This window comes from Shinella sp. CPCC 101442 (assembly GCF_024704725.1).
Taxonomy (GTDB): domain Bacteria; phylum Pseudomonadota; class Alphaproteobacteria; order Rhizobiales; family Rhizobiaceae; genus Shinella.
The window spans coordinates 69,686-96,414 of the sequence record NZ_JALIQS010000012.1 but is presented as its reverse complement, the minus strand read 5'-3'; the positions used below and the strand labels follow the sequence as shown (position 1 = coordinate 96,414).

The 26,729-nt window shown below is 62.7% G+C and carries 22 protein-coding genes; 5 read left to right on the top strand and 17 right to left on the bottom strand.

Features of this window, described 5'->3' with window-relative positions; translation table 11 throughout:
• Positions 1-323 precede the first annotated feature (323 nt).
• Together MUO32_RS27180 and MUO32_RS27175 are read left to right on the top strand one after the other, a co-directional pair.
• Positions 324-2,282, top strand: a complete 1,959-nt coding sequence (locus MUO32_RS27180) for a M23 family metallopeptidase (RefSeq protein ID WP_257951503.1) — start codon at positions 324-326, stop codon at positions 2,280-2,282.
• Between the two features lie 213 nt (positions 2,283-2,495).
• The gene (locus tag MUO32_RS27175; protein ID WP_257951502.1) at positions 2,496-3,125 is read left to right on the top strand and encodes a hypothetical protein; all 630 of its coding nucleotides are present in this window, start codon (positions 2,496-2,498) and stop codon (positions 3,123-3,125) included.
• Positions 3,126-3,216: 91 nt separating this feature from the next.
• Here the strand turns inward: MUO32_RS27175 and clpB are convergent, their stop codons facing one another.
• From clpB to MUO32_RS27135, 8 genes are all read right to left on the bottom strand, one after another.
• On the bottom strand, positions 3,217-5,823 hold the full coding sequence (gene clpB / locus MUO32_RS27170; RefSeq protein WP_257951500.1) for an ATP-dependent chaperone ClpB: 2,607 nt from the start codon (positions 5,821-5,823) through the stop codon (positions 3,217-3,219).
• Positions 5,824-6,077: 254 nt separating this feature from the next.
• A complete protein-coding gene (locus tag MUO32_RS27165) occupies positions 6,078-6,782 on the bottom strand; it encodes a DUF4167 domain-containing protein (protein ID WP_257951498.1) in 705 nt (234 codons plus the stop codon).
• Positions 6,783-7,112: 330 nt separating this feature from the next.
• Positions 7,113-7,985: a peptide chain release factor N(5)-glutamine methyltransferase gene (gene prmC / locus MUO32_RS27160; protein WP_257951497.1), complete on the bottom strand. Its 873-nt coding sequence runs from the start codon at positions 7,983-7,985 to the stop codon at positions 7,113-7,115.
• On the bottom strand, positions 7,982-9,064 hold the full coding sequence (gene prfA / locus MUO32_RS27155; protein ID WP_257951495.1) for a peptide chain release factor 1: 1,083 nt from the start codon (positions 9,062-9,064) through the stop codon (positions 7,982-7,984). Before prfA ends, prmC begins: the two co-directional genes overlap by 4 nt.
• A 21-nt stretch (positions 9,065-9,085) precedes the next feature.
• Positions 9,086-11,353 carry a phosphoenolpyruvate--protein phosphotransferase gene (gene ptsP, locus MUO32_RS27150; protein WP_257951494.1) on the bottom strand — a complete coding sequence of 756 codons (2,268 nt, stop codon included), beginning with the start codon at positions 11,351-11,353 and terminating at the stop codon, positions 9,086-9,088.
• Between the two features lie 86 nt (positions 11,354-11,439).
• The gene (locus tag MUO32_RS27145) at positions 11,440-12,714 is read right to left on the bottom strand and encodes an aspartate kinase (RefSeq protein ID WP_257951493.1); all 1,275 of its coding nucleotides are present in this window, start codon (positions 12,712-12,714) and stop codon (positions 11,440-11,442) included.
• A gap of 138 nt (positions 12,715-12,852) precedes the next feature.
• Entirely contained in the window at positions 12,853-13,419 is a 567-nt protein-coding gene (locus MUO32_RS27140) for a class I SAM-dependent methyltransferase (RefSeq protein ID WP_257951492.1), read from the bottom strand.
• Positions 13,416-14,387, bottom strand: a complete 972-nt coding sequence (locus tag MUO32_RS27135; RefSeq protein ID WP_257951491.1) for an oxidoreductase — start codon at positions 14,385-14,387, stop codon at positions 13,416-13,418. Before MUO32_RS27135 ends, MUO32_RS27140 begins: the two co-directional genes overlap by 4 nt.
• Positions 14,388-14,477: 90 nt before the next feature.
• Between MUO32_RS27135 and MUO32_RS27130 the strand changes: the two genes are divergently transcribed.
• Positions 14,478-15,107: a TetR/AcrR family transcriptional regulator gene (locus MUO32_RS27130; protein ID WP_257951490.1), complete on the top strand. Its 630-nt coding sequence runs from the start codon at positions 14,478-14,480 to the stop codon at positions 15,105-15,107.
• An 87-nt stretch (positions 15,108-15,194) separates the two neighbouring features.
• Here the strand turns inward: MUO32_RS27130 and MUO32_RS27125 are convergent, their stop codons facing one another.
• The 8 genes from MUO32_RS27125 to MUO32_RS27090 all read right to left on the bottom strand — a co-directional run bounded on the left by MUO32_RS27125 (position 15,195) and on the right by MUO32_RS27090 (position 23,786).
• Complete coding sequence (locus MUO32_RS27125; protein ID WP_257951489.1) at positions 15,195-16,916, bottom strand: ABC transporter substrate-binding protein; 1,722 nt, start codon at positions 16,914-16,916, stop codon at positions 15,195-15,197.
• A gap of 76 nt (positions 16,917-16,992) precedes the next feature.
• Entirely contained in the window at positions 16,993-17,415 is a 423-nt protein-coding gene (locus MUO32_RS27120) for a DUF2160 domain-containing protein (RefSeq protein WP_257951488.1), read from the bottom strand.
• Positions 17,415-18,296, bottom strand: coding sequence for a carbohydrate ABC transporter permease (locus MUO32_RS27115; protein WP_257951487.1), 882 nt, complete (start codon positions 18,294-18,296; stop codon positions 17,415-17,417). Before MUO32_RS27115 ends, MUO32_RS27120 begins: the two co-directional genes overlap by 1 nt.
• 11 nt (positions 18,297-18,307) lie before the next feature.
• The gene (locus tag MUO32_RS27110; protein ID WP_257951486.1) at positions 18,308-19,174 is read right to left on the bottom strand and encodes a carbohydrate ABC transporter permease; all 867 of its coding nucleotides are present in this window, start codon (positions 19,172-19,174) and stop codon (positions 18,308-18,310) included.
• A 2-nt stretch (positions 19,175-19,176) separates the two neighbouring features.
• Entirely contained in the window at positions 19,177-20,247 is a 1,071-nt protein-coding gene (locus tag MUO32_RS27105) for an ABC transporter ATP-binding protein (RefSeq protein ID WP_257951485.1), read from the bottom strand.
• A 10-nt stretch (positions 20,248-20,257) separates the two neighbouring features.
• Positions 20,258-21,340 (bottom strand): ABC transporter ATP-binding protein, encoded by a 1,083-nt coding sequence (locus MUO32_RS27100; RefSeq protein ID WP_257951484.1) that lies wholly within the window; start codon positions 21,338-21,340, stop codon positions 20,258-20,260.
• Positions 21,341-21,383: 43 nt separating this feature from the next.
• Entirely contained in the window at positions 21,384-22,901 is a 1,518-nt protein-coding gene (glpD, locus tag MUO32_RS27095; RefSeq protein WP_257951483.1) for a glycerol-3-phosphate dehydrogenase, read from the bottom strand.
• Between the two features lie 114 nt (positions 22,902-23,015).
• Positions 23,016-23,786 (bottom strand): DeoR/GlpR family DNA-binding transcription regulator, encoded by a 771-nt coding sequence (locus tag MUO32_RS27090; RefSeq protein WP_257951482.1) that lies wholly within the window; start codon positions 23,784-23,786, stop codon positions 23,016-23,018.
• A gap of 136 nt (positions 23,787-23,922) precedes the next feature.
• Between MUO32_RS27090 and MUO32_RS27085 the strand changes: the two genes are divergently transcribed.
• A complete protein-coding gene (locus MUO32_RS27085) occupies positions 23,923-24,693 on the top strand; it encodes an SDR family NAD(P)-dependent oxidoreductase (RefSeq protein ID WP_257951481.1) in 771 nt (256 codons plus the stop codon).
• A 27-nt stretch (positions 24,694-24,720) separates the two neighbouring features.
• On the opposite strand, the gene MUO32_RS27080 is transcribed toward MUO32_RS27085, so the two are convergent.
• Positions 24,721-25,716: an MDR family oxidoreductase gene (locus MUO32_RS27080; protein WP_257951480.1), complete on the bottom strand. Its 996-nt coding sequence runs from the start codon at positions 25,714-25,716 to the stop codon at positions 24,721-24,723.
• Between the two features lie 102 nt (positions 25,717-25,818).
• Here MUO32_RS27080 and MUO32_RS27075 point away from each other — a divergent pair, with 102 nt between their 5' ends.
• Positions 25,819-26,712 carry a LysR family transcriptional regulator gene (locus tag MUO32_RS27075; RefSeq protein ID WP_257951479.1) on the top strand — a complete coding sequence of 298 codons (894 nt, stop codon included), beginning with the start codon at positions 25,819-25,821 and terminating at the stop codon, positions 26,710-26,712.
• Positions 26,713-26,729 lie beyond the last annotated feature (17 nt).

The following is a 26,729-nucleotide window of genomic DNA, read 5'->3' as shown; positions in this document are numbered from 1 at the left end:
AGAGCGAGTTCGTCGGCCGCCAGAAGCGCCGCCGCTCTCGTTCGATGGCCGGGTTATAGGCCCATCATTTTCTGGCGTCAACAGCGATGTGACACTTTTTTGAAGAAATCTTCGAAAAAATGCGTTTGCCTTTCATTTGCCGCGCTGCACACCCTGGTTTCCGGGCATTTCGCAGTGCAAACATCGCAAACAGGCCCGATTGCCCTCAGATTATCACAATCGGCACCTCTTAGAGAGAGCATAGAAGCAGCATGATTTGACTCGCGGGCCCGCCTGCGTGCATCTTCCCGCGCTGAAACGACAAAAGGCGAAGTGCAATCGGCATGACCACCGACCGGAACATGATCCGATCCCTCGGCAATGAACCGCCGATCCTCGCCGACGGGCGCAAGGCGCCCGACCGTCGCGAGATTTCGCTGCGCTGGCTTTCGGGTACCTTTCTTACCGGCATCACCTCTTCCATTCTTATGGGCGTGGCCCTCTTCGCCGCGCTCGACGGCCGCCAGCAGCTCGCCATCCCGGCCGAAGCCTATGCGGCGCTCGGCGTTGCCAACCAGACGAACAAGACCGGCGAGACGGCCAAGCGCGGCGAACGCGTGCTGGAGCCCGCCATCGTCACCAAGCCCGCAGACAAGAAGATCATGGAAATCTCCACCATGATCCATGACGGCCAGAAGGAAGTGGTGCGCCGGCAACCCTTCGCGCATGTGAAGATGGCGCTCGCCGCCAACCATGCGACGAGCGAGGACTATCCGCGCTTCGATCCGCTGGCGATTTTCTCCACCAACGGCAAGGACGCAGCGCCCGCCTCGCGCATGGGCACGATCTATGGTTCTGACGTCGAATCCGAGGTGGCGCTGCAGACCGACGCTTTTCCGACCGGCGGCTCGGCCCTCGACTATGCCGACCAGATGTCGATCGAGGAAGTCGAGGAGAACGTGCGCACCAACGGTTCCGTCCTAACGGATGGCAGCACGCAGGTCGCCTCGCTCTATTATGTCGATCCGCAGCGCTTCGCTTCGGAAGGTTCGGATCTCGACCTGTTGCAGGGCCTGACGGCCCGCGTGGTCGAGGAGAACATGAGCGTTTCGAACTTCGACACGGCGACGCCGGACGATACCGAATATGCCGATGACGTCATCCCGGTACGCCGTGCGGCCGATATCGACGAGATCATGACGGCTGCGGGCTACACCAAGGCGCAGGCCGAAGATCTCTCCGCCTATCTCGAGGGCCAGCTCGGCACCAGGCAACTCGCTGAGGGCGACGTGCTGCGCATCTGCATTTCGCAGCAGGGCAAGGAAGCGAGCATCGTGCGCGCCAGCGTCTATTCGCGCGGCCGCCATGTCGTGACCGCCGCACTCGACGACAAGGGTCGCTTCGTCAGCGGCGCCGAGCCGCCGGTGCTCGATGCCGTCGCCACGGCCTTCGACGACGATGGCCGGCCGACCATCATCGCCGGCCGCGACCTGCCGCGCGTCTATGACGGCATCTACCGCGCTGCGCTCTCTTACGGCATGGGACAGGATATGACGGCGGAAGTCATTCGTGTTCTCGCAAGCACGGTGGATTTCCAGGCGCAGCTTCGCCCGACGGACTCGCTGGAAGCCTTTTTCTCGGTGACCGACGAGACGGGCACGGCGACGGAAGGGTCCGAAATCCTCTTCCTCGATGCCAAGTTCGGCGACACGGAAACCCGGGTCTATCGCTTCCAGAACGCGGAAGACGAATCCGTCGATTATTACGACGAGGACGGCAAGAGCATTCGCCAGTTCCTGCTGCGCAACCCGGTCCCCAACGGCACCTTCCGCTCCGGCTTCGGCATGCGCCGCCATCCGATCCTCGGTTTTTCGCGCATGCATACGGGGGTCGACTGGGCGGCGCCGCGCGGCACACCGATCATCGCGGCGGGCAACGGCGTCGTCGAAAAGGCCGGCTGGGATTCCGGCGGCTACGGCAACCAGACGCTGATCCGCCACGCCAATGGCTATGTCTCCTCCTACAACCACCAGAGCGCCATCGCCAAGGGTATCAAGCCGGGCGTCAAGGTGCGTCAGGGTCAGGTGATCGGCTTCGTCGGCACGACCGGTCTTTCAACCGGCCCGCACCTGCACTACGAGCTGATCGTCAACGGCAACAAGGTGGATGCGCTGAAAATCCGCCTGCCCGGCGGCAAGTCGCTGGAAGGCAAGGCGCTCGCCCAGTTCGAGACCGAACGCAAGCGCATCGACGATCTGCTCGGCCGCGGGGACGACCCGACGGAAGTCGCCGAAACCCACTGAACATCCGATCGGCAAAGCTGCCGGACATCCGCACCGGCAGGTCTCTCGCCCGGCAGACCGCAGGGCGGACAGGCGGTCATTTCCTGCGCCTTAAGGATTGTCCGAAAGGCATGGGAAGCCGGCTTTACAATTGCTGCGCGAAGGTGGAAGTTCGCCGCTGATCGTCAGTCCAATCACGGTTTCCGGGGCGATCTTCATTTGTCGGGGGCTTCAATGCGAGACAAATTGATTGCAGCATTTTCACAGGTCGGCGTGATGCAGCCGCTCGGCGAGCATTCAAAGGCATCGTCACTCGGCGCATGCCACAATTTTACGATCGAATGGGTCAGCTTCATGCTCGAGGACAAGGGTCTTGTCTCCGATGCCGCCGCTGCCAAGCGCATGAACAAGCTCTCTGCCCGCCGGGGTGCGGGCAATCCGGTGCTTCAGAAGGTTTTCAGCCAACGCTGGGCTGAGGGCGGCCAATCCTATACGATGGCGGATGGCATGATGATCTCGCTTCGCGGCATGAAAGAGGTCGATCTAACGATACCCTATGAGCCCTTTGATCAGAAGAGACTCCTCACCCAGATCAAAGCACCGAAGGCCGCGGGTTTCGTCTATTCCTTCTGGTTCAAAGGGTCGGTAGTCGGCGCTACCGGCGGCGCGCATACGATCGGGTTCTTCCGGCCCGTTGGCGGCAGCGGCGGTTCCCTGAAGCCAACCAGTGATTATGTCAGCGTTTTCGATCCCAATTTCGGCGAATATTATGTGCCGGCGCTGGAATTCAACTACTGGCTGAACAAGTTCAAGGATTCCTACGGCAAGTTCACGAACCAGATGCTGAAATTCGTTACGAAATGACGGGTTCCGCAGGAGGACGATTGCGTCCGCATCCGGGAAAAACAAAGAAGCGCGGGCTGGAACCCGCGCTTCTTTTTGACCTCACCCTGACTTAGGCAGCCTTGCTCACCGGCGCAGCGCGCGACGAGAAGAGCAGCCGGTCGGAACCGGCCGTTACCTTGACGGTCGAACCGTCGGGGATATCGCCGCCGAGGATTTTCTCGGCCAGCGGATCCTGCAGGTGCTTCTGGATCGCCCGCTTCAGGGGACGCGCACCATAGACCGGATCGTAACCCTTTTCCGCCAGCCAGTGCACAGCGTCCTCATCGAGTTCGAGAAGGATCTTGCGATCTTCCAGAAGCTTGCGCAGACGCGCCAGCTGGATGTCGACGATCGCGCCCATTTCCGACCGCTTGAGGCGATGGAACAGGATGATCTCGTCGACGCGGTTCAGGAATTCCGGCCGGAACGCCATCTTCACGACATCCATGACCTGATCGCGAACCGTGTCGCTGTCCTCGTTTTCGCCGAGCGCCGTCAGATATTCCGCTCCGAGATTCGACGTCATGATGATCATCGTATTGCGGAAATCCACGGTGCGGCCCTGACCATCGGTCAGGCGGCCATCGTCGAGAACCTGCAAGAGCACGTTGAAGACATCGGGATGCGCCTTCTCGATTTCGTCGAACAGCACGACCTGATAGGGCCGGCGGCGGACGGATTCGGTGAGAGCACCGCCTTCCTCATAACCGACATAGCCCGGAGGCGCGCCGATCAGCCGGGCCACGGAGTGTTTCTCCATGTATTCCGACATGTCCATGCGCTGGATCGCCGTCTCGTCGTCGAACAGGAAGCGGGCCAGCGCCTTGGTCAGCTCCGTTTTGCCGACCCCGGTCGGACCGAGGAAGATGAACGAGCCGATCGGCCGGTTCGGATCCTGCAGGCCGGCGCGGGCGCGGCGAACCGCACGGGAGACCGCCTGGACGGCATCGCCCTGGCCGACAACCCACTTGGCGAGCTCGTCTTCCATTCGAAGCAGCTTGTCGCGCTCGCCTTCCAGCATCTTGTCCACGGGAATACCCGTCCAGCGCGAGACGATATGGGCGATGTTGTCGGGCGTGACGACTTCCTGCACCATCGGATCGACATCGCCGACATCGTGTCCTTCGGCGTCTTCCAGCTCTTTTTCGAGCTTGGGAATGATGCCGTAGGCAAGCTCGCCGGCGCGCTGGAATTCACCCTTGCGCTGGGCAATGGCAAGTTCGTTGCGCAGTTCATCGAGCTGGCGCTTGAGATCGGCGGCACGGCCGAGTTTCGACTTTTCCGCCTGCCAGCGCGCGGTGAGCGCAGAGGCTTCCTCTTCGATCGCGGCGAGATCGATCTCGAGCTTTTCGAGACGATCCTGCGACGAGCGGTCGGTTTCCTTCTTCAGGGCCTCGCGCTCAATCTTCAGCTGGATGATGCGGCGGTCGAGTTCGTCGAGCTCTTCCGGCTTGGAATCGACCTGCATGCGCAGCCGCGAGGCGGCTTCGTCCATGAGGTCAATCGCCTTGTCCGGCAGGAAGCGATCCGTGATGTAGCGGTTAGAGAGGGTCGCGGCGGCAACGAGGGCCGAGTCGGAAATCCGGACCTTGTGATGTTGCTCATACTTCTCCTTCAGACCACGCAGGATCGAGATCGTGTCCTCGACCGTCGGCTCGTCCACCATGACGGGCTGGAACCGGCGGGCAAGGGCCGCGTCCTTCTCGACATGCTTGCGGTACTCGTCGAGCGTGGTGGCGCCGACGCAGTGCAATTCGCCGCGGGCAAGCGCGGGCTTCAGGAGGTTGGAGGCGTCCATCGCCCCCTCCGCCTTGCCGGCGCCGACCAGCGTATGCATCTCGTCGATGAAGAGGATGATCTCGCCGTCTTCCGCCTGAACTTCGGCAAGAACGGCCTTCAGCCGCTCCTCGAATTCACCGCGATATTTCGCACCGGCGATCAATGCGCCCATGTCGAGCGCCATCAGCTTCTTCTCTTTCAGGCTCTCCGGCACGTCGCCATTGACGATGCGCAATGCCAGACCTTCGGCGATCGCCGTCTTGCCGACGCCGGGTTCACCGATGAGGACCGGATTGTTCTTCGTGCGGCGCGACAGGACCTGGATCGTGCGACGGATTTCGTCGTCACGGCCGATCACGGGGTCGAGGCGGCCTTCGCGTGCATCGGCGGTAAGGTCGCGGGCGAACTTCTTCAGCGAATCAAAACCCTGTTCCGCGCTCGCCGTATCGGCGGTGCGGCCCTTGCGGATGTCGTTGATGACCTGGTTGAGCTTCATCGCCGTCACGCCGGCCTTGGCCAGGATGTCGGAGGTCGCCGCGGATTTTTCGATGGCCAGCGCCAGAAGCAGGCGCTCGACCGTGACGAAACTGTCGCCGGCCTTCTTGGCGGCGTCTTCGGCAGTCGAGAAAACCTTGGCGAGCGGCTGCGAAAGATAGACCTGCCCGTTGCCGCCGGACACTTTCGGCAGCTTGGCGAGGGCGGCATCGTTGGCGATCCGCGCATCACGCGCATTTCCGCCGGCCCGCTCGATCAAGGATGCGGCCATGCCCTGCTCGTCGTCGAGCAGCACTTTCAGCACATGTTCGGGCGTGAATTGCGGGTGGCCGTCGGCCAACGCCTTGGTCTGGGCGGATTGCAGGAACCCGCGCACGCGTTCGGAGTATTTTTCAATATTCATATTTGCCTCCAGGACTCGGCCGGCCCTTCGTGGCACCGGTCGACGATTGAAGATAGGCTCCCATCAAGGCGAGCCTTTCATGCTTGCGGCGCACCGGCCTTGCGACCGGTCAACCGCCTGAAGGGAATATGGTGGAGGGGGTTGCGGAATTAAAGGATCACCGGAAGCCGCGTGAAACATTTTTCCGCAGGAACTGCGCAAACGCAAGAACCCGGCACAAGGCCGGGTTCCTGATAGTCCTGAAACGCGTTTCGTTATTCCGAAGCGGGTTCGAGCGCCGGGGAATCGTCACCGGACGATGCACCCTCTTCGCCGGAAGCCTCGCCTTCGCCACGACGCGGGCGACGCGGACGAGCGGCATTGCGGCGGCGCGGTGCGCGACCGGCGGGCGCTGCCGCCTCTTCGTCGAGCGCCACTTCGGCAGGCGTACCTTCGATGACAGGCTGCGGACCGGAACCGTCGATGACCGGCTGTTCGACAGCCGGCTTGGCGGCAGGCTTGGCGACCGGCGTTGCGGCAGGCTTGGCGACAGGTGCCGCGGCAACGGGAGCCGGCTCGTCCGCATGCATCGAATCGCCATCGTCCTGATCGTAACCGTCACGGTCGCCGTCGTCGCCGCGGTCGGCATTGTCGGCGCGCTCGTCGCGCGGGTAGCGTTCCTGCATCTGCGCCTGAGCGGCCGCGATGATGCGGTTATAGTGCTCGGCGTGCTGCAGGTAGTTTTCCGCGATAACACGGTCGCCGGCGCTCTGGGCGTCTCGCGCGAGTGTGGAATACTTTTCGGCGATGTGCTGGGCCGTGCCCCTGATCTTCACGTCCGGACCCGAGCTATCGTAGGTCCTCGTCAGGGGATTGCCACCCTTGCGGTGGTTGTTGTGATTGCTGCTGTTATTGTTGTTGTTATTGCTACTGTTGTTGTTACGCCCGCGGCCGCGCTTGTTTTGCTGTCCTGGCCTCATATTTCACTCACCTAACGTATCGTGTCTGGATGATCATGTGTCTGCACGCTTGATCCGGCCATGCCAAATCAAGCATCCTTACCCGCGGGCAAACCACGCCGGTGGGTGGTCCTGTCGCCGTAAGACGTCAAATTAACAGGTACCCGCACAGGGCAGTCTTCAACCCTATCAACTCTTCGAGAGAGCAATCCTCGATCGGGGTCACGCAGGAGCGAATCTCTGTGTCATGACCGCTTGCCTAGTGCGTGGCCGCAACCTAGCCCGCTTCCTTCACAATTCCAAGCCTTTTCTTTGGGTCGATGGAATTTGCTGCGCACATGCAGCAAAACCTCAAGGAGCCGGTGTTTTTGCAAAGACAAGAGCACGGTCGTTGCCACCAAGATCCATGACCGCTTCGATCCGCGTAAAACCTTTTTCGCGCATGATCGCGGTGACGGCGTCCTTCTGGTCGTAACCGATTTCGTAAGCCACCAGGCCACTTTCCCTGAGATGGTCGCCTGCACCGGCGGCAATGGCGCGATAGGCATCGAGCCCGTCTTCGCCGCCATCCAGCGCCAGGATCGGATCGAACAGCCGGACCTCGTCATCCAGCGTCCCGACCACGGAACGCACGATATAGGGGGGATTTGACACGATGATGTCGAACACCCCGGTCACGGCTGCAAACCAGTCGCTCTCGACCGCTTCGAAACGGTCGGCGACACCATTGATGTCAGCATTGCGCCGGGCGGTTTCAAGGGCCCCGGCCGAAAGATCGGCCCCCACGCCCGTTGCGCCCGACACCAGATCGAGCAGCGCAAGGCAGATCGCGCCCGTGCCCGTGCCGAGATCGAGAATGCGGCAGCTGCCCGTCCCTGCGACCATCTTCTGCGCGTAGGGCACGAGCGTATCGACCAGGACTTCCGTATCCGGCCTCGGCTCCAGCGTTTCGGGCGAAAGGGCAAGGTCGAGCCGGGAGAAGGCACGGTGGCCGAGGATGCGGTGCACCGGCTCGCGCGCCGCCCGGCGGGCGATTGCCACCGCAACCGCCGACTGCGCAGCCTCGTCAAGAACACGGGATCCGTCGGTGAGGATGGCCGTGGAAGAAAGCTTGAGAATGCCGGCGACCAATACGCGTGCGTCCTGTGCCGCATCCGCAATGCCCGCATCGGCAAGCTGACGCCGCGCCGCGGCGAGAACCCCGGCGAGCGTCGCGCCGTTCATCGACCCTGCTCGCCGAGCTGCGCGAGCTGGCCGGCCTGGTAATCGGCCATCAGCGCATCGACGATCTCGTCGATCTCGCCGATCATCATGCGGTCGAGCTTGTAGAGCGTCAGGTTGATGCGGTGGTCCGTCACCCGCCCCTGCGGGAAATTGTAGGTGCGGATGCGCTCGGAGCGATCGCCCGAGCCGACCTGGCTCCTGCGGTCGGCAGAGCGCTCGCTGTCTGCCCGCTGGCGCTCGATGTCGTAGAGCCGCGAGCGCAGCACCTGCATCGCCTTGGCGCGGTTCTGGTGCTGCGACTTTTCCGAACTGGTGACGATCAGGCCCGTCGGCAGATGCGTGATGCGCACAGCCGAGTCCGTCGTGTTGACGTGCTGACCACCGGCGCCGGAGGAACGCATCGTATCGATACGGATGTCTTCCGGGCGAATTTCGATATCGATTTCCTCGGCCTCGGGTAGAACGGCCACCGTCGCCGCCGAGGTATGGATGCGTCCGCTCGCCTCTGTTTCCGGCACACGCTGCACGCGGTGCACGCCGGATTCGAACTTCAGCTTGGCGAAGACGCCGCGCCCGGTGATGGTCGCGATGATTTCCTTGAAGCCGCCCGCTTCCCCTTCACTCGACGAAAGGACTTCCACCTTCCAGTTATGCGCGGCGGCATAACGCTCGTACATGCGGAAAAGATCGCCGGCAAAGAGTGCCGCCTCGGAGCCGCCCGTGCCCGCGCGAATTTCGAGGATCGCGCTCTTCTCGTCGGCGGCATCTTTCGGGAGAAGCAGGATCTGCATCTCCTTTTCGAGGCCTTCGAGGCGCTCCTTGAGGTCCGGCAGCTCCATTTCGGCGAGATCGCGCATCTCGCGATCGGTCGTCTTGTCGTTGAGCAACGCATCGAGGTCGGCGATCTCGCCGCTGACCTTCTGGTATTCGCGGATCTTCGTGACGACGGGCTGAAGTTCGGAATATTCCGATGCGAGACGCACATAGGTCTCCGAATCCGGACCCGCCGACATGCGGGCCTCGATCTCGCCGAAACGGCGTTCGAGTTCACGCATCTTTTCAACGGGAAGCTTCGCCACCGTTCAAACTCCAATCGAATATTAAAGCGGAATGCCGTTCTCGGCCGCAAAGTCGGTGAGAATCTGACGGACCGAGGCCGTCGGTTTCGTATCGTCGAGCGCCGGCGTCATAAGCGCTTCGAGCTTGCCGGCATCGAGCGCCAGCAGCATCGACTTGACCGGGCCGATGGCGGCCGGCGACATCGAGACGGACCGGAAACCGATACCCATCAGCGCCATGGCGGAAATCGGCTTGCTCGCCATCTCGCCGCAGAGCGTCACCGACGTGTCGTTGCGTTCGCCAGCGCGCACGATATCGCGCAGGATGCGCAGGAACGGCCGGCCGAGCGTATCGAAGCGGTCGGACACACGGGCATTGCCGCGATCGACCGCCATCGCGAACTGGAAGAGGTCGTTCGAGCCGACCGAGACGAAGTCCACCTCGGCCATCAACTCGTCCATCTGCCAGAGCAGGGCGGGCACTTCGAGCATGGCGCCGAACTGCAGCTTCTTCGGAAGCTGCTCCCCGATCTTCGACTGGCGCTGGATTTCCTTCTGCAGGAGATCGCGGACCTCCTTCAGTTCCGATACCTCGGTCACCATGGGCAGCATCAGCCGCAGGTCAGCCCCGGCGGCCGCGCGCAGCATGGCGCGCAACTGGGTGCGCAAGAGGCCCGGCCGGTCGAGCGACAGACGGATGGCGCGCCAGCCAAGCGCCGGGTTTTCTTCTTCCGCCGCGCGGAAATAGGGCACGACCTTGTCGCCGCCGATATCGAGCGTGCGGAAGGTCACAGGACGCCCGCCCGCCTGCTTCAGCACGTTGCGGTAGAACGCCTCCTGCTCCTCCGCCTTCGGCATGGTCGAGGCGATCATGAACTGAAGCTCGGTTCGGAAGAGGCCGATGCCCGAGGCGCCGGATTCGTTGAGATGCGGCAGGTCGACGAGGAGACCGGCATTCATCTGGAGATTGATATGGCGGCCGTCCCGGGTGACCGGCTCGACGGCGCGCAACGCCCGATATTGCTCCTGCCGCCGGGCGCGAAAACGCACCTTTTCCTCGTAGGAACGCTGGAGATCCGAGAGCGGACGCAGATGCACCCGCGCATCCTCGCCATCGACGATGATGGCGTCACCGTTTTCGGCAAGCGCCACGGCGCCCGCCGCCTGGCCGACAACCGGAATCCCCATCGCGCGGGCAACGATGACGACATGACTGGTGACCGCACCCTCTTCGAGCACGAGGCCGCGCACGTTCTCGCGCGGATAGTCGAGCAGTTCGGCAGCCCCCATGGCGCGCGCGACGACGATCGCATCGTTCGGGAAATTGCTTGCCGATAGTTTCGCGCCGTAGCCGGTCAGCTGCCGCAGCAGGCGGTTGGCCAGATCGTCGAAATCGTGCATGCGTTCGCGCAGATACGGATCCGTCAGGCGGATCATGCGCGCCTTGGTTTCGCTCTGCACACGCTCGACCGCCGCTTCCGCCGTCAAACCGTTTCGGATCGCCTCTTCGAGTTTTCTGACCCAACCGCGGTCATGCGCGAACATGCGGTAGGTTTCCAGAACCTCGCGGTGCTCGCCTTCCATGGAGATTTCACGGCGCGACAGCATGTCGTCGATGGAGATGCGCAGCGAGCCGAGCGCCTCGGCGAGACGGCCGAGTTCGTGTTCGGAATCCTCGTTGAGCAGGTTCGTGACGACGATGCGCGGCTCGTGCAGCACGACATAGCCTAGGCCGATGCCTTCGCCGAAGCTGGACCCTTCGATCGCGACGGGGCGGGAAAGGTCGAGCTCGAGGCCGGGCTTGGTGAGCTTCTTCAGCTCGCCGGTCGCCACCATTTCCGCAATCACCATCGCCGTCGTTTCGAGCGCCTCTACCTCGTCCTCGCGGTAGGTGCGGCTCGCCTTGTTCTGCACGACAAGCACGCCGAGCGCCCTGCCGGTGCGCAAGATAGGAACGCCGAGGAAGGAATGGTAGATCTCCTCGCCCGTTTCCGGCAGATAGGTGAAGGCGGGATGCGACTGGGCGTCGGACAGGTTGAGCGGCCGGGCGGAGGCCGCGATGGTGCCGACGAGGCCCTGGCCCATCTTGAGCTGGGCCAGGTGCACAGCGCCGGGATTGAGACCTTCGGTCGCGTAAAGCTCGAGAATGCCATCGGAGCGCAGCACGTAAACGGAACACACTTCCGCGACCATGTTCTGCGCGATCTGGCGCACGATCTGGTCTAGGCGCTCCTGCGGCTCGAGCGGCTCCGCCATCAATTCGCGAAGCCGCTTGAGAAGAACGCGCGGACCCGCGGAGAGATCTCTCATCGCGTGGCGTCTCCCGAAAATGACGTTACCTCACCGGCGCTTGCCCGCGCTGGCGATCACAGGATCGGCGCCGACTCGGCCGGTCCTTACTTCTTATCGAGACCGTAGACGGAATGCAAAGTCCGAACGGCGAGTTCGGCATAGGGACCGTCGATCAGGATGGAAATCTTGATTTCCGAGGTGGTGATCGCCTTGATGTTGATGCCCTTCTCGGCCAGCGCCCGGAAGGCGGAGGCGGCAACGCCGGCGTGGCTGCGCATGCCGATGCCGATGACGGAGACCTTCACCAGGCCCGTCTCGTGCTGGATCACGTCGAAACCGACCTGCGCCTTGGCGCCTTCCAGAACCTTGAGTGCCTTCTCGACATCGCCGAAGGGAACCGTGAAGGTCATGTCGGTCTTGGAGCCGTCCTCGGAAATGTTCTGGACGATCATGTCGACATTGATATGGGCTTCGGCCAACGGGCCGAAGATCGCGGCCGAAACGCCCGGCCGGTCGGCGACGCGGCGGAGCGAGATCTGCGCTTCATCCTTGGCATAGGCGATGCCGGTTACGACTTCCTGTTCCACGATCTCATCCTCATCACAAATCAGCGTACCGGGCGGGTTCAGAAGATCGCCCATGCCCGGCGCATCGGGGTCCTCGAAAGAGGAGCGAACGAAGGTGCGCACCTTGTGCACCATGGCAAGCTCAACGGAGCGCACCTGCAGGACCTTGGCACCGAGGGAGGCCATTTCGAGCATTTCCTCGAAGGCGATCTTCTTCAGGCGGCGGGCCTTCGGCTCGATGCGCGGGTCGGTCGTGTAGACGCCATCGACGTCGGTATAGATGTCGCAGCGATCAGCCTTGACGGCAGCGGCGATGGCTACTGCGGACGTATCGGAACCGCCGCGGCCGAGCGTGGCGACGCGATTGTCCGGGCCAAGGCCCTGGAAGCCAGCGACGACGGCCACCTGGCCCTCGCCCATGCGACGGATGATGTCCGAGCCCTCGATTTCGAGGATGCGGGCTGCACCATGGGCGTTGTCGGTGCGGATCGGGATCTGCCATCCCTGCCAGGAGCGCGCATCGATGCCCATCGACTGGAGCGCGATGGCGAGAAGGCCGGCGGTGACGAGCTCGCCCGAAGCGACGATCGCGTCATATTCGCGCGCGTCGTAGAAGGGCGAGTTGGCCCCCGTCACCTTCGGCATGTTCTGCACCCAGCCGACGAGTTCGTTCGTCTTGCCGGACATGGCCGAAACGACGACGGCGACTTCGTGGCCGGCATCGACCTCGCGTTTCACATGACGGGCCACATTGTGGATACGGTCGAGGTCAGCGACGGACGTTCCGCCGAATTTCATCACGATGCGTGCCATGAGTGTGTACCGCTATTTTCGATGTTCGCGCGAGCGCGGGAGAAACCGCGGGGTTTTTAGCGGAAGACCCTGCACTGTGCAATGCGCAAACTGTACCAATCGGTACGGTTCGGTCGAAAGGCCGCAGACCGACCGATTCTAGCGCTTGCGGCCGATGCGGTAGACAAAAGCGGGCGGCACGTTGCGTATTGTCCCGCCGGTGCGGACGGCCGAGAGCCCGAGCCGATAGAGCACGGCGCGCGGCACCGGGCATCTGAGGCCATAGGTGAACTGATAGAGCGCCGCGTTCTCCTCAAGACGTGAAAACGTGCCGGCAAGAATGGCGAAAACCTTCTCCGGCCGCATGGAAAGCAGCGGCAGGCCGCTGATGGCCGCCCCTGCCGGCTCAGTGCAGAAACGCGCGATTTTGGCCGCATCCGTACACGCGATCACGGCCTTCGGGAAACGTTGCTGGAGGAGGCTTGCAAATTCCGGCCCTTTTTCCACGAGGACGATGTCCTCCTCCGCGACCCCGCGCCGCAGCAGCGCATGTGTGAAAACGCCGGTGCCAGGTCCAAGCTCGATCACCCTGCCCGTCTCCGGCCCGATCTCGCGCACGATAAGGTCGGACAACGCCTTGCCCGACGGCGTGATGGACGCGACCCGAAGCGGGTCGCGGATCCAGGCGCGGAAAAATTGATAGGAATCCATCGTCAAGGCGGTCATGCGGCGCGCTCCGGGATTGCTGGAAATTGAGTCTTCGTCATGCCTTCGGAAAGCGCCCAGAGGCGGGCTGCCAGGTCCCCGTCGGTCGCCGCCGGCAGCGGATGCACCAGCGAGGGCGAGCCACGCATTTCGCGGAAACCGTCGGGGCCGATGAATTCGCCGCCGCGTAGCCCCTTGGCCGTCGCGGCATAGAGCTGGTTCAGCACGCCCTGCTCGGCATTCTGCGCGAGGAACCGGTTGCCGATGCGCATGAAGAGGCGAAGCACACCTGACGTCGCGCTGGTCTGGAGATTGGTATCCGAATAGCCGGGATGGGCCAGCACACTGATCACAGGCAGGTTCGCGGCCTTGAGGCGACGGTCGAGTTCCAGCGCGAAGAGGACGTTGGCGAATTTCGACTGGGCATAGAAGGCGAGGCGGCTGTAGCTTTTTTCGCCCGTGAAATCGTCGAAATGTATTCGCCCGCGACGATGCAGCTCGGAACTGACGGTGACGACGCGCGCGCCGATGGCCCGGGAAAGCAGGGGCAGAAGGCGCAGCGTCAGGGCAAAATGGGCGAGATGGTTGACGCCGAACTGCGTCTCGTGGCCCTGCCGGGTCAGCCCGCGCGGCGGCATCATCACGCCGGCATTGTTGATCAGGAGATCGACCGCTCGGCCCTCGCTATTGAGAGCGCCCGCAAAGGCGGCGACGGCGTCGAGGTCTGCAAGGTCGAGCCGCCGGAGTTCGACCGCGGCATCGGGAAGCTCGGCCTGAATGCGCGCCAGCGCACGCTGTCCCCTGCCCTCGTCTCGCGCAGTCATCACGACCCGCGCGCCTTTTCGGGCGAGTTCCCGCGCCGTGAGGAAGCCCAGTCCGCTATTGGCTCCGGTGACGACGGCCAAGCGTCCAGTCTGGTCCGGCATTCGGGTCAATGTCCATGGTGCCCTGATTGCCTCATCGGTGGTTGCCACAGTGACGGCACGCATTATGATACCTCGCAGCGAATCTGAACAGTGTTTACATTTGCTAGCGCATAATCTTTACACTGTAAAGATATTCATTCGGCGAGACCTGCGATGAACGAGAAGAAAACGGCCGAACGCGGCTATCACCACGGCGACCTGCGCGATGCACTGATCCGCGCCGCCGACGACCTCATGGCTGAAAAGGGCCTCGAAGGTTTCACGCTGCGCGAAACCGCGCGCCGCGCCGGCGTTTCCCCGGCGGCGCCCTCGCACCATTTCGGCGGCTCGCCCGGCCTGTTGACCGAGGTCGCGGCGCTCGGCTACCGGGAGCTCGCCCGCCGGCTGGTAGCAGCAAGCGAAACAGGCTCGCCCGCCGACCGCCTGAAGGCACAAGGCGTCGCCTATGTGCGCTTTGCCCTGGATTTTCCCGGACGCTTCCACCTGATGTTCCGCCACGATCTTCTCGTGAAGGAGCAACTCTCGCTGGAACAGGCGACCGGACAGGCCTGGGATGCATTGGAAAAGACCGTGCTCGCCATTCGCGGCCAATCGGAAGGCGCCGAGCTCGACGCGGAGGGCGAGGCCATGCTGATCGGTATCTGGTCGACCGCGCATGGCTTTGCCCATCTGACGCTCGACAAGAAACTGGCACGCATCGCCGAATGCGACAGCGACGACGACATGCTGGAAAACCTCTTCCCCGCCATCATCGATACGCTCTGGGTCAAGAAGCTCGGCTGACATGAAAAAGCCCGCGCACCTTTCGGCACGCGGGCGAGCGGATCGAATACCAGTGGGGACGGGCCGTACAGCCCGTCCCCACGTCACTTACTTCTGCCAGCTTTTGACGAGTTCGTCATAGTTGACGGTCTGCGGCTTTTCCTTCTCGTTCTCGATCTTGAGCTGCGGTGCGAGGTTGCCCTTTTCGACGGCATCCTTGTTCCAGTAGGCAAGATCGTGCTCTTCGGCGAGCTTCGGGCCGATATCGCCCTGGACGCCGGCGCGCTCGAGGCGTTCCAGCACCTTTTCCTGCTCGGCGCACAGCGAGTCCATCGCTTCCTGCGCGCTCTTGGCACCCGACGACGCATCGCCGATCGCCTGCCACCACAGCTGGGCCAGCTTCGGATAGTCCGGGATGTTCGTACCGGTCGGCGACCACTGCACGCGGGCCGGCGAACGATAGAACTCGATCAGACCACCGAGCTTCGGTGCGCGTTCCGTAAACGACGGATGAGCGATCGAGGATTCGCGGATGAGCGTCAGGCCGGTCTGGCTCTTCTTGACGTCAACCGTCTTGGACACCACGAACTGCGCATAGAGCCAGGCGGCCTTGGCGCGGTCGTCCGGGGTGGACTTCAGAAGCGTCCAGGAGCCCACGTCCTGGTAACCGAGCTTCATGCCGTCCTTCCAGTAGACGCCGTGCGGGCTCGGCGCGAAGCGCCACTTCGGCGTGCCGTCCGCGTTGACGACCGGCAGGCCTTCCTTCACGAAGTCGGCGGTGAACGCCGTATAGGTGAACATCTGCTGGGCGACCTCGCCCTGCGCCGGAACGGGACCGGCCTCGCCGAAGGTCATGCCCTGGGCGGATGCCGGAGCGTAAGCCTTCAGCCAGTCGAGATACTTCTGGATGGCATAGACCGAAGCCGGGCCGTTGGTGTCGCCGCCGCGCGCAACGCACGAGCCGACCGGACGCGACTTCTCGTCGACCTTGATGCCCCATTCGTCGACCGGCAGGCCGTTCGGCAGGCCCCTGTCGCCGTTGCCGGCCATCGAGAGCCAGGCGTCGGTGAAGCGCCAGCCGAGCGACGGGTCCTTCTTGCCGTAGTCCATGTGGCCATAGACCTTCTTGCCGTCGATCTCGCGGCCGGTGAAGAACTCGGCGATGTCCTCGTAAGCGGACCAGTTGACGGGAACGCCGAGGTCGTAGCCGTACTTCGCCTTGAAGTCGGCCTTGTTCTTCTCGTCGTTGAACCAGTCATAGCGGAACCAGTAGAGGTTCGCGAACTGCTGGTCGGGCAGCTGGTAGAGGTCGCCGTCCGGAGCGGTGGTGAACTTCAGGCCGATGAAGTCTTCCAGGTCGAGACCCGGATTGGTGACGTCCTTGCCTTCGTTGGCCATCCACTTGGTGAGCGAGCGGGCCTGCTGGTAGCGCCAGTGCGTGCCGATGAGGTCGGAGTCATTGACGTATGCGTCATAGACGTTTTCGCCCGACTGCATCTGAGTCTGCAGCTTTTCGACGACGTCGCCCTCGCCGATCAGGTCGTGGGTGATCTTGATGCCCGTGATCGCGGTAAAGGCCGGAGCCAGCACCTTCGATTCGTATTCATGCGTGGTGATCGTTTCAGAGACGACCTTGATCTCCATGCCGGCGAACGGCTTGGCGGCATCGACGAACCACTGCATTTCGGCTTCCTGGCCGGCGCGGTCGAGCGAGGACAAGTCGCCGATTTCCGCATCCAGGAATTTCTTGGCAGCATCCATGTCCGCGAATGCGGAGCCGGTAAACGCCAGCAGCATAACCGCCGTCGTCGTCAGAAGTTGCTTTCGCATATTGATCCTCCCTTAGGGTTTTGCGATTGCAAGTGCGAAGGCCCCATATCTCCCCGAGGCCTCCATTTCCTTTGCCTCACACGAAGCGGAATACGCCGATGGCGTAGACCACGGACAAGGCAAGAGCCCACCACAGGTTGGCGCCGATCAGCCCCAACCATGCGAGATGAATGAACGCCGAGCCGAGCAGCGACACGAAGAGCCGGTCGCCGCGGGTCGTCTCGAAGCGCAGGATGCCGACGCGCGGATTGCCGCCCGGACGGGCATATTCCCAGACGCCCATCAGCGCGATCAGCGTGAAGATCGTCAGGAAGAACATCGCCGTCGGGAACGACCAGGCCATCCAGCCGCCCGGAATGAGCGGTGCGAACCAGTCGCGCTCGCCGTCCTTGAGCGGAAGCGCCATGACCAGGAGCCCGGCGACAACGGTATAGACAGCAAGAACGGCGGCAAGCGCCACAGGCCAGCGATTGGTACGGTTGGCGACAGCAGCAGTCATCAGACCCTCCCCAGGGCAAAGCCCTTGGCGATGTAATTGCGGACGAAGTAGATCACGAGCGCGCCGGGAATGATGGTCAGCACGCCGGCAGCGGCCAGCACGCCCCAGTCCATGCCCGAAGCCGAGACCGTGCGCGTCATCGTGGCGGCAATCGGCTTGGCATCCGTCGTCGTCAGCGTGCGGGCGATCAGGAGTTCGACCCAGGAGAACATGAAGCAGAAGAAGGCGGCGACACCGATGCCGGACGCGATCAGCGGCACGAAGATCTTGGCGAAGAATTTCGGGAACGAGTAGCCGTCGATATAGGCGGTCTCGTCGATCTCCTTCGGCACGCCCGACATGAAGCCTTCGAGGATCCAGACGGCGAGCGGCACGTTGAACAGGCAGTGGGCGATGGCGACGGCGATATGCGTGTCGATCAGGCCGAAGGCCGAATAGAGCTGGAAGAACGGCAGCGCGAAGACGGCCGGCGGCGCCATGCGGTTGGTGAGCAGCCAGAAGAACAGGTGCTTGTCGCCGAGGAAACGGTAGCGCGAGAAGGCATAGGCTGCCGGCAGCGCCACCGAGACCGAGATCAGCGTGTTCAGCACGACGTAGATGATCGAGTTGATATAGCCATTGTACCAGGCCGGATCGGTGAAGATCACCGTGTAGTTGCGAAGCGTCGGATTGACCGGCCAGAGCGAGAACGCCCCGGTGATCTCCGCATTCGTCTTGAAGCTCATGTTGACGAGCCAGTAGATCGGCAGCATCAGGAAGACGATGTAGAGCGTCGGCACCAGCCAGGACAAGCTGCGCTTGCTGTTGGCCCCGGCCCTGCTGCCGGCGCTGCTTGCAACGCTGGCCTGGAGTGTGTTTGCGGTGGTTGCCTGTGAGGTCATGGTTTCCTCCCTCACGCCTGTTCGTCGCTGCTGGTCATGACCGTGTAGAAGATCCACGACAGCAGCAGGATGATCAGGAAGTAGATGATGGACATTGCCGCGGCCGGGCCGAGGTCGAACTGGCCGATCGCCATCTTGACGAGGTCGATCGACAGGAAGGTCGTCGAGTTGCCGGGACCGCCGCCGGTGATGACGAAGGGTTCGGTATAGATCATGAAGCTATCCATGAAGCGCAGCAGGAAGGCGATGAGCAGGACGCGCTTCATCTTCGGCAGCTGGATGTAGCGGAACACGGCCCAGCGCGAGGCGCCGTCGATCTTGGCGGCCTGGTAATAGGCTTCAGGGATCGACACCAGGCCAGCATAGCACAGGAGCACAACGAGGCTCGTCCAGTGCCAGACGTCCATGACGATGAGCGTCATCCAGGCGTCGAAGACATTGTTGACGTAGTTGTAGCTGATGCCGAGCGCATCCAGCGTGCGGCCGAGCAGGCCGATATCGACGCGGCCAAAAACCTGCCAGATCGTGCCGACGACGTTCCACGGAATGAGCAGCGGCAGCGCCATCAGCACGAGGCAGAACGGCACGCCGAGGCCTTTTTTCGGCATGTTGAGCGCGATCAGGATGCCAAGCGGGATCTCAATCGTCAGAATGATGCCGGAGAACAGCAGGTTGCGTCCGAGCGCCTGCCAGAAGCGATCCGATGCCAGAACGTCGGAGAACCAGCCGACGCCGTTCCAGAAGAACTGGTTGTTGCCGAACGTGTCCTGAACCGAATAGTTCACCACCGTCATCAGCGGGATCACCGCCGAGAAGGCGACGAGCAGCAGGACGGGCAGGACCATGAACCAGGCCTTGTTGTTCCAGGTCTTGTTCATCGTCAGCCCTCCCTGCCGACACGCCAAGAATCGGCGTAGATGTTGATGGCGGTCGGATCGAAGGTCACGCGCGGATCGGCCGGAATTTCTCCGTCCTCCGGCACGACGATGGCGATCGGCTTGCCGGCGAATTCGGCGCGCACGATCTTCTGCCGGCCGATATCCTCGACCTTGTTGATCGAGACCGGCATGCCGTCGCGCGAAAGCGTGATGAATTCCGGGCGGATACCGAGCTCGGTCTTGGCGCCGACGGCGACCGTCGGCTTGTAACCGAGGTCAAGCGTCTGCTCACCGACCTTGATGCTGCTGCCGTCGATGGCGGCCGGCAGCACGTTCATACCCGGTGAGCCGATGAAGTAGCCGACAAAAGTGTGGCTCGGCTTCTCGAAGAGCTCGGCCGGCGTGCCGATCTGCACGATCTGGCCGTCATACATGACGACGACCTTGTCGGCGAAGGTGAGCGCTTCGGTCTGGTCGTGCGTGACATAGACCATGGTGAAGCCGAACTGGCGGTGCAGCTTCTTCAATTGCGAGCGCAGTACCCATTTCATGTGCGGGTCGATGACGGTCAGCGGCTCGTCGAACAGGATGGCATTGACGTCGTTGCGCACGAGGCCGCGGCCGAGCGAAATCTTCTGCTTCTGGTCGGCGGTGAGGCCGCGTGCGGTCTTCTTCGCCCAGCTCGAAAGATCGATCATCTCAAGGATTTCGCGCACCCGGCGGTCGACTTCCGGTTCCGCAACGCCGCGGTTGCGCAAGGGGAAGGCCAGGTTGTCGTAGACCGTCATCGTGTCGTAGATGACCGGGAACTGGAAGACCTGCGCGATGTTGCGCTGCTGCGTCGAGAGGTACGTCACGTCCTTGCCGTCGAACAGGATGCGGCCTTCCGACGGCTGCAACAGGCCCGAGATAATGTTGAGCAGCGTGGTCTTGCCGCAGCCCGAGGGGCCGAGCAGCGCGTAGGCGCCGCCATCGTTCCACTCGTGATGGACTTCCTTCAGCGAATAATCCGCTTCCGACTTCGGCTTTTCGCCGTAGGCGTGGCGGATATGATCGAGGGTGATGCGTGCCATGGTCTCCTCCTCAGGCCGCCGCGGCGACCGGTTCGGCGATCGTCCTGCCATCCGTGCCGAACGCCATCAGGTGGCGTGTGTCGACATGGACAGTGATGATCGCGTCCGGTTCGATGTCGTGGATACCCGGCGAGAGCATGACCCAGCGGCTGCCCTCGAATTCGATGTAGATAAAGCTTTCCGAACCGGCGATCTCCGAGATCGCGGTGCGCACCTGGAGGCTTGCCGAGGTCGGATGCCGGCTCGTCAACGCCAGGTGATGTGGATGAAACGCAATGGTGCAGGGACCGTCGGCCAGCGCGGCAAGATGCGCAGGCACCTGCAGCACCGGTTTGCCGCCCACCTCGAAACTGCCGCCGTTCTTCAGGACCTGCATCGTGTTCAGCGGCGGGTCCGCGAAGGTTCGCGCCGTGACGAGATCGCTCGGATGACGATAGACGTCGATGGTGCGGCCGAACTGGGTGATGCGACCTTGCGACAGCGTCGCCGTGTTGCCGCCGAGCAAAAGGGCTTCGGAGGGTTCGGTCGTGGCATAGACGAAGATCGCGCCGGATGCGGCAAAGATTTTTGGCAGTTCGAGGCGCAGTTCTTCGCGCAGCTTGTAGTCGAGATTGGCGAGCGGCTCGTCGAGCAGGACGAGGCTGGCATTCTTGACGATGGCGCGAGCGAGCGCTGTGCGCTGCTGCTGGCCGCCGGAAAGATTGAGCGGCGTGCGGTCGAGATAGGGCGTGAGCTTCAGGAGATCGGCCGCCTTTCGCACTTCGCGGTCGATCGTCGCCTTGTCCGCCCCCTTGATGCGCATCGGCGACGCGATGTTCTCGTAGACGGTCAGCGCCGGGTAATTGATGAACTGCTGGTAGACCATGGCGACGCCGCGCTCCTGCACGCGCACGCCGGTGACGTCCTTGCCGTCGAACCAGACGGAGCCGGCGGTCGGCTTGTCGAGGCCTGCCATCAGCCGCATCAGCGATGTCTTGCCAGACAGCGTCGGGCCGAGCAGCACGTTGAGCGAGCCGCGCTCGAGCACGAGGTTGGTCGGGTGGATATGCGTCTCCGCCCCCACCACCTTTGCGATGTTTCTGAGTTCAAGCATTCATGGTCTCCAATGTTCCTCCCAGCCACCGGATCAGGTGCGGCTAGTGCGGGGCCGCCAGGGCTCCCACCATGTATTCTTCCAGCGCAGCCGCTTCCGCAGCCGAGAGATGCAATCCTCGTTTGGTCCGCCGCCACAGCACGTCCTCTGCATGCCGGGCCCATTCTTCGCTCATCAGCCAGCGCACTTCGCACTCGTAAAGGTCGCTGCCGAAATGCCGCCCAAGGTCGCCAATCGTCTTCGCGCCACCCAGCATCGCCGCCGCCCGTGTGCCGTAGAGCCGAACAAGCCGACGGGCATGGGCCGGAGCGAGGAAGGCAAAGCGCGATGCAAGCGCCTTCACCTCGGCATCGAAACCGTCGACCTTGAAGTCACCGCCGGGCAGGCGGGACTGCGCCGTCCAGCGGCCACCCTTCGCGCCGATCGATTCCGAAATCTTCTCCAGCGCCGATTCGGCGAGACGCCGGTAGGTGGTGAGCTTGCCGCCGAAGATGTTGAGCAACGGCGCCTGGCCATCGCCACCCTCGACCTTCAGCACGTAGTCGCGTGTTGCTTCCTGCGCCTTGCTGGCGCCATCATCGAACAGCGGGCGCACGCCGGAATAGGTCCAGACGATATCCTCGCGCGTCACCGGTTCGGCAAAATATTCGCTGGCCGAGGCGCAAAGATAGTCGATTTCCGCGTCGCTGATGCGAACATCCCGGGGATCGCCCTGATAGTCACGGTCGGTCGTGCCGATCAGCGTGAACTCTTCCTGATAGGGAATGGCGAACATGATACGCCCATCCGGGTTCTGGAAGAAGTAGGCGCGCGGATCGGAGAATTTCTTCTTCACGACGATATGGCTGCCCTGCACGAGGCGGACATTGTGCACGTCGTTGCGACTGAGCGCGGAGGACAGCACCTTGTCGACCCAGGGGCCTGCCGCATTCACCAGCATGCGGGCGCGAAATGTTTCGCGAGCGCCCGTCTCGACATTTTCCGTCTCGACATTCCAGTGGCCGTTTTCACGACGCGCGGTGACGACCTTGGTGGCCGTGCGAATGTCGGCGCCGCGATCGGCGGCATCACGCGCATTCAGCACCACGAGGCGGGCATCATCGACCCAGCCGTCGGAATATTCGAAAGCCTTGCGGAACAGCTTTTTCAGTGGGCCACCGGCCGGATCCTTCGCGAGATCCACCGTGCGGGTTGCCGGCAAAAGCTTGCGGCCGCCGATATAGTCGTAAAGGAATAGGCCGAGGCGGATGAGCCAGGCCGGACGCGGCCCGCCCTTCTGGAACGGCAGCACGAAACGCATCGGCCAGATGACGTTCGGCGCCATGGCCCAGAGCACTTCGCGCTCCATCAGCGCCTCGCGCACCAGGCGGAATTCATAATGTTCGAGATAACGCAGGCCGCCATGGATGAGCTTGGTGGAGGCGGAAGACGTGCCGGAGGCAAAGTCCTTCATCTCGGCAAGCACGACCGAATAGCCACGGCCCGCAGCATCGCGTGCAATGCCACAGCCATTGATGCCGCCACCGATAACAAAAATATCGCGGATCACGTTGCCGTCCAAGTTCCCCTCCCATTTCGCATTGCACAATATGCGCGCAGTTGCGAAAGCAAGAGGAGTTAAAACGAAAACATTTCGAATGTCAAACGAATGCGAGAAGAAATTCCATGCCCTATGTCATGCCTGTGAAGCCGTCTCGACCAGGCGCACGTCGTGCTCCTGGCAAATGGTGCGAATGCCCTCGAAAGGGCAGCTGTCGGTGATGAATGTATGGACCTGCGAGAGGTGGCCGATCCGAACCGGCGCGGTCCTTTCGAATTTCGTCGAATCCGAAACCAGAATGACATGCCGCGCATTCGCGATGATGGCCTGCGCCACCTTGACTTCGCGGTAATCGAAATCGAGCAGCGCACCGTCCTCGTCGATGGCGGAAACGCCGATGACGGCATAATCCACCTTGAACTGGCGGATAAAATCGACCGCCGCCTCGCCGACGATGCCGCCATCCGCCCCACGCACCACACCGCCGGCAATCACCACCTCGATCGAGGGGTAGACGCGCAAGCGATTGGCGACGTTGATATTGTTGGTAATGACCATCAATTCCTTGTGGTCGAGCAGCGCCTCGCCGACGGCTTCCGTCGTCGTGCCGATATTGATGAAGAGCGAGGAATTGTCGGGAATAACGGCGGCGGCGGCGCGGCCGATCGCCTGTTTTTCCGGCGCAGCTATGGAACGCCGCGCTTCGTACTTCACATTCTCGTTGCCGCTCGGGAAGAGCGCGCCGCCATGAATGCGCGTCAAAACCTTGTTGTCGCAGAGATCGTTCAGGTCCTTGCGGATCGTCTGCGGCGTCACGGAGAAGCGTGCCGCCAGGTCTTCCACGAGCACGCGGCCCTCGGTTTTGGCGAGATCCAGAATCTCCGCCTGTCGACCCGTCAGAAACATAGGCACCTCCCACTGCTTTCGTTTTCTTTCATCATATGCAAAAACGAAAGCACATCAATTGATCGATCCTGCCTTCTTGGAGTGCGCCCCACTTTTTGTGATACTGGGTGGATCGCAGATGACGGGAGGACAGTCCATGTTTCATCCAGCCTTGTTCAAGGGCGCCAATGTCGTCGTAACGGGTGCCGGCCGCGGCATCGGCCTGGAAATCGCGAGGCAGTTCCTCGATTGCGGTGCCCATGTGCTGCTGCACGGCGGCCGCGCGCCCGCAGAATCGCTGCCGGAATTCCTCGACATTGCCGTAGCGGAAGCGCGCGCCCACATCGTCTATGCGGACTTCCTCGAGGAAGGCGGCATCGGCGCCATCCTTCAGCGGACGGACAGCCTCTTTCCGCATGTCGATGTGCTCATCAACAATGCGGGCACCATGGTCGGTCGCTTTCCGGCCGCCGATCTCACCGACGAGCAGTACGACACCGTCGTGCGCCTGAACCAGACTTCTGTCGTCGAGGTAACGCGCGCGCTCCTGCGGTCGCTGCGCCGGGCGCCGCACGCCGCCATCGTCAACACGGTGTCGATTTCGGCGCTGACCGGCGGCAGCCCCGGCTCGGCGATCTACTCGGCCACGAAGGCCTTCGTCTCGACCTATTCGAAGGGCCTCGCCCGCGAACTCGCGCCCGACGGCATCCGCGTCAACTGCGTCTCGCCGGGCACGATCACCACGGATTTCCACGCGCGCTATTCATCCTCCGACAAGCTGGAAGCGACGCGCAAGACGATCCCGCTGCAGCGGCTCGGCACGACAGAGGACTGCGCCCCCGCCTATCTCTTCCTCGCCTCGAATGCGCTGTCCGGCTACATCACCGGCCAGGTTCTGGAGGTGAATGGCGGCCAGCTCATCTGCTGACTGTCGCTGCCGTCAGGTCCAAACCCGTCAAGCGTTGACATCGACGACGACGCGCCCCTTCACCTTGCCCTCCAGAATCTGGTTCGCCAGGTCCGGCAGGTCCGACAACCGGTGCTCGACGACCATGGCCTCGAGCTTGTCCATCGGCAGGTCGGTGGCGATGCGGCTCCAGGCATCGACACGCTGGTTATAGGGCCGGTTCACCGAATCGATCCCGAGCAGGCTGACGCCGCGCAGCAGGAACGGAATGACCGTGAAGGACGGCACGGCCGCACCCGCGGCAAGGCCGACGGAGGCGACGGCGCCATCATATTTCATCTGCTTGAGCACGCGCGCCAGCATCTCGCCGCCCACAGCATCCACCGCGCCGGCCCAGCGCTCGGATTCGAGCGGCCTGCTGTTCGGCTCCGCCAGGTCCGCGCGATCGATGATCGTCTCCGCACCCAGCTCCTTGAGGTAATCTGCCGTTTCCGGCCGCCCCGTGACGGCGGCGACCGCGTAGCCGAGCCGCGCCAGAAGGGCCACGGCGACCGAGCCGACGCCACCGGCCGCTCCCGTTACGAGAACCTCGCCCTTCAGCGGCGAAAGCCCCGCCTTTTCCAGCGCGATAACCGACATCATGGAGGTGAGGCCCGCCGTGCCGATCGCCATGGCCTGCCGGGTCGAAAGCTCGTCCGGCAACGGCACCAGCCAGTCGGCCTTCACCTTGGCGCGCGTCGCATAGCCACCCCACCAGACCTCGCCGACGCGCCAGCCCGTCAGCACCACCCGGTCGCCGGGCCGGTAGCGGGGATCGTCCGAGGCCTCCACCGTACCGGCGAAATCGACACCCGGTACATGCGGGAAGGTCCGCACCAGGCCGCCCTTGCCGTTGATGCAGAGGCCGTCCTTGTAGTTCAGCGTGGAATATTCGACGGCGACAGTGACATCGCCATCGGGAAGCCGGGCGTCGTCAAGCGCCTGGATCGATGCGGAAACCGCGCCATCGGCGGCCTTTTCTACCAACAATGCCTGAAACGTCATCGCATGCTCCCTGTGTTTCCTGCGCTGCACGAGATATAGGGCCGGGGGCATTGGTGCCGCCACTGTTCTTTTGTATCAAGAGAAAGGAGGCGTGCTTCTGACATGATAGACAAGCTCGAATATTTCATCGCGCTCGCCCGCGAAAAGCACTTTGCCCGGGCCGCCGAGGAGATCGGCATTTCACAGCCGACGCTGTCTGCGGCGATCCGCCAGCTGGAAGACCAGCTCGGCGTGATGCTCGTGGTGCGCGGCTCGCGTTTCCAGGGCCTGACACCGGAAGGCCAGCGCGTGCTGGAATGGGCGCGCCGCATCGTCGGCGACACCCGCACTATGCGCGAGGAGATGCGCGCGGCGCGAAAGGGTCTTTCCGGCCATATCCGCATCGCCGCCATCCCGACGACGCTCGCCATGGTGCCGCGCATCACCGCGCCCTTCCAGGAAAAGCACCCCGACGTCACGTTCTCGATCGTCTCGACGACCTCGATAAAAATCCTTGGCCTGCTCGAAAACCTCGAGATCGATGCCGGCCTGACCTATCTCGAAAACGAGCCGCTCGGCCGCGTCACCAGCGTACCGCTGCTGCACGAGCACTATTGCCTGATCACCGCCAGGGGAAATGCCTTTTCCGATCGCGAAACCGTGACCTGGCAGGAGGCCGGCAGCATTAGGCTCTGCCTATTGACCGCCGACATGCAGAACCGCCGCATCATCAACCGACACTTCGCGGAAGCCGGGGTTACGGTGGAACCTTCGCTTGAAGCCAATTCGATGATCGTGCTGTTTTCCCATGTCCGCACGGGACGCTGGTCGAGCATCATGCCGCGCAATGTTGCAAAATCGTTTGGATTTCCTGACGAAATAAGTATAGTTTCCCTCGTCGATCCCGAACCGCATCATACGGTCGGCCTCGTGGCAACCCATCGCGAGCCGTTTACACCGCTCGTTTCCGCGCTGCTGCACGAAGCGCGTGTGCTTGCCGAAAAGGGGATGGATTGATAGGAGTTTTCTATCGC

What these genes read in the sequence shown, in the direction of transcription:
- MUO32_RS27180 (WP_257951503.1), top strand. Translation starts at nt 324, where the DNA reads ATGACCACCGACCGGAACATGATCCGATCCCTCGGCAATGAACCGCCG.
- MUO32_RS27175 (WP_257951502.1), top strand. Translation starts at nt 2,496, where the DNA reads ATGCGAGACAAATTGATTGCAGCATTTTCACAGGTCGGCGTGATGCAG.
- clpB (WP_257951500.1), bottom strand. Translation starts at nt 5,823, where the DNA reads ATGAATATTGAAAAATACTCCGAACGCGTGCGCGGGTTCCTGCAATCC.
- MUO32_RS27165 (WP_257951498.1), bottom strand. Translation starts at nt 6,782, where the DNA reads ATGAGGCCAGGACAGCAAAACAAGCGCGGCCGCGGGCGTAACAACAAC.
- prmC (WP_257951497.1), bottom strand. Translation starts at nt 7,985, where the DNA reads ATGAACGGCGCGACGCTCGCCGGGGTTCTCGCCGCGGCGCGGCGTCAG.
- ptsP (WP_257951494.1), bottom strand. Translation starts at nt 11,353, where the DNA reads ATGAGAGATCTCTCCGCGGGTCCGCGCGTTCTTCTCAAGCGGCTTCGC.
- MUO32_RS27145 (WP_257951493.1), bottom strand. Translation starts at nt 12,714, where the DNA reads ATGGCACGCATCGTGATGAAATTCGGCGGAACGTCCGTCGCTGACCTC.
- MUO32_RS27140 (WP_257951492.1), bottom strand. Translation starts at nt 13,419, where the DNA reads ATGACCGCCTTGACGATGGATTCCTATCAATTTTTCCGCGCCTGGATC.
- MUO32_RS27135 (WP_257951491.1), bottom strand. Translation starts at nt 14,387, where the DNA reads ATGCGTGCCGTCACTGTGGCAACCACCGATGAGGCAATCAGGGCACCA.
- MUO32_RS27130 (WP_257951490.1), top strand. Translation starts at nt 14,478, where the DNA reads ATGAACGAGAAGAAAACGGCCGAACGCGGCTATCACCACGGCGACCTG.
- MUO32_RS27125 (WP_257951489.1), bottom strand. Translation starts at nt 16,916, where the DNA reads ATGCGAAAGCAACTTCTGACGACGACGGCGGTTATGCTGCTGGCGTTT.
- MUO32_RS27120 (WP_257951488.1), bottom strand. Translation starts at nt 17,415, where the DNA reads ATGACTGCTGCTGTCGCCAACCGTACCAATCGCTGGCCTGTGGCGCTT.
- MUO32_RS27115 (WP_257951487.1), bottom strand. Translation starts at nt 18,296, where the DNA reads ATGACCTCACAGGCAACCACCGCAAACACACTCCAGGCCAGCGTTGCA.
- MUO32_RS27110 (WP_257951486.1), bottom strand. Translation starts at nt 19,174, where the DNA reads ATGAACAAGACCTGGAACAACAAGGCCTGGTTCATGGTCCTGCCCGTC.
- MUO32_RS27105 (WP_257951485.1), bottom strand. Translation starts at nt 20,247, where the DNA reads ATGGCACGCATCACCCTCGATCATATCCGCCACGCCTACGGCGAAAAG.
- MUO32_RS27100 (WP_257951484.1), bottom strand. Translation starts at nt 21,340, where the DNA reads ATGCTTGAACTCAGAAACATCGCAAAGGTGGTGGGGGCGGAGACGCAT.
- MUO32_RS27090 (WP_257951482.1), bottom strand. Translation starts at nt 23,786, where the DNA reads ATGTTTCTGACGGGTCGACAGGCGGAGATTCTGGATCTCGCCAAAACC.
- MUO32_RS27085 (WP_257951481.1), top strand. Translation starts at nt 23,923, where the DNA reads ATGTTTCATCCAGCCTTGTTCAAGGGCGCCAATGTCGTCGTAACGGGT.
- MUO32_RS27080 (WP_257951480.1), bottom strand. Translation starts at nt 25,716, where the DNA reads ATGACGTTTCAGGCATTGTTGGTAGAAAAGGCCGCCGATGGCGCGGTT.
- MUO32_RS27075 (WP_257951479.1), top strand. Translation starts at nt 25,819, where the DNA reads ATGATAGACAAGCTCGAATATTTCATCGCGCTCGCCCGCGAAAAGCAC.